Source organism: Streptomyces sp. NPDC054796, from assembly GCF_053611545.1.
Genome location: NZ_JBSHAO010000149.1, coordinates 1 through 2,114, shown reverse-complemented (window position 1 = coordinate 2,114; position 2,114 = coordinate 1). Strand labels below are relative to the sequence as shown.

The window sequence follows — 2,114 nt, the reverse complement described above, 5'->3', positions numbered from 1 at the left end:
CACCGGCTCCGGCCCGGCTCCGGCTCAGCCCTCCCCCAGCTCCGGTTCCGCATACGCCGGGGCGCCGCCCCCGAGTGAGGAACGGCGCCCCGTGCCGTGCTGCGTACCGACGGCCCGAAGGACCGCGCGCGTCAGTCCTGGAGGTTGACGCTGCGTGCCGATGTCGCGCCGACCTCGCCCTTGATCTCGGTGAGGACGGCGGCCGGAATCGTGTCGTCCACGGTGAGCGCGACCAGCGCCTCGCCGCCCGCCGTGGCGCGCGAGACCTGCATGCCCGCGATGTTGATGCCCGCCTCGCCCAGGATGCGGCCGACGGTGCCGACGACGCCGGGACGGTCGCCGTAGCTGAAGAAGGCCATGTGGTCCGCGAGGGCCAGATCGATGTCGTGGTCACCCACGGCGACGAGCTTCTGCTGGTGCTTCGGGCCCGCCAGGGTGCCCGAGACCGAGATCTCCTCGCCGCCGGAGAGGGTGCCGCGCACCGTCACCACATTGCGGTGCTCCGTGGACTCGCTGGAGGTGGTGAGGCGGACCTCGACACCGCGCTCCTGCGCGAACAGCGGGGCGTTGACGTAGGACACCGTCTCGTCCACGACGTCCTCGAAGACGCCCTTGAGCGCGGACAGCTCCAGCACCTTGACGTCGTGCTGGGTGATCTCGCCGTAGACCTCGACGTCCAGCCGGACGGCGACCTCGCCCGCCAGCGCGGTGAAGATGCGGCCCAGCTTCTCGGCCAGCGGCAGACCGGGGCGCACGTCCTCGGCGATGACGCCGCCCTGGACGTTGACCGCGTCCGGGACCAGCTCGCCCGCCAGCGCCAGCCGCACGGACTTGGCGACGGAGATGCCCGCCTTCTCCTGTGCCTCGCCCGTCGAGGCGCCCAGGTGCGGGGTGCACACGACCTGGTCGTACTCGAAGAGCGGGGAGTCGGTGCAGGGCTCGCTCGCGTACACGTCGAGACCGGCGCCCGCGACGCGGCCCTCCTTGAGCGCGGAGGCCAGCGCCGCCTCGTCGACGATCCCGCCGCGCGCGGCGTTGATGACCCGGACGCTCGGCTTGACCTTGTGCAGCGCGTCGTCGCCGATGAGGCCGAGGGTCTCGGGGGTCTTGGGGAGGTGGACGGTGATGAAGTCCGAGACCTCCAGCAGATCGTCCAGGGACAGCAGCTTGACGCCCATCTGCGCGGCGCGCGCGGGCTGCACGAAGGGGTCGTAGGCGACGACGTTCATGCCGAAAGCCGACATCCGCTGGGCCACCAGCACGCCGATGCGGCCGAGACCGACGACGCCGAGGGTCTTCTCGCTCAGCTCGACGCCCGTGTACTTGCTGCGCTTCCACTCGCCGTTCTTGAGCGCCGTGTTCGCCTGCGGGATGTTGCGCGCGGTGGCGATGATCAGACCGCAGGCCAGCTCGGCGGCGGTGACGATGTTGGAGGTGGGGGCGTTGACCACCATGACGCCCGCCTTGGTGGCGGCGGGCACGTCCACGTTGTCGAGGCCGACGCCCGCGCGGGCGACGACCTTGAGCTTCCGCGCCGCGGCGATGGCCTCGGCGTCGACCTTGGTGGCGGAGCGCACCAGGATGGCGTCGACATCGGCGATGGCGGAGAGCAGCTCCGTCCTGTCGGCGCCGTTGCAGTGCCGGATCTCGAAGTCCGGGCCGAGCGCGTCGACGGTGGCGGGCGAGAGTTCTTCGGCGATCAGTACTACGGGCTTGCTCACGTGGTCTCCAGTCCTGGCGGATCGTCCCCGCTGCGGCGGGGCTGGGCGGCCGAGTCCCGACGGCCGTCCTAGACGGTGGAGGGGGTCATCCCCGCGGGCGCAGGGCAGACGCACGACGCTGTGAGCCTGTGAACGCGCTGCTTGTGCTGTGCAGTGTATATAGGGAAGGTGCGTGCGGTCGGCCCCTCCGCCGAATCGATCTCCCCGTCACAGGGGGCGCACATACGCACGCCCGACGACACCTGTGAACCCTTGCGCGCAGGCGCGCCGGGCCCTCGCGTGGCCTCCGGCCGCCCCTGCCGTCCGGCGCCGGACGCACCGGCGGCCGGGCCGCGCGCGCCCCACCCGCCCCGCGCCGTGTACGGGCCGTACGCGGGCCCCCGGGCCCCGCCC

1 protein-coding gene is annotated in these 2,114 nt (G+C 72.2%); it reads right to left on the bottom strand.

Going from position 1 to position 2,114, the window contains the following annotated elements:
• Window positions 1-131 precede the first annotated feature (131 nt).
• The gene (serA, locus tag ACWGJ2_RS40265) at window positions 132-1,721 is read right to left on the bottom strand and encodes a phosphoglycerate dehydrogenase (RefSeq protein WP_453351387.1); all 1,590 of its coding nucleotides are present in this window, start codon (window positions 1,719-1,721) and stop codon (window positions 132-134) included.
• Between the last annotated feature and the right edge of the window lie 393 nt (window positions 1,722-2,114).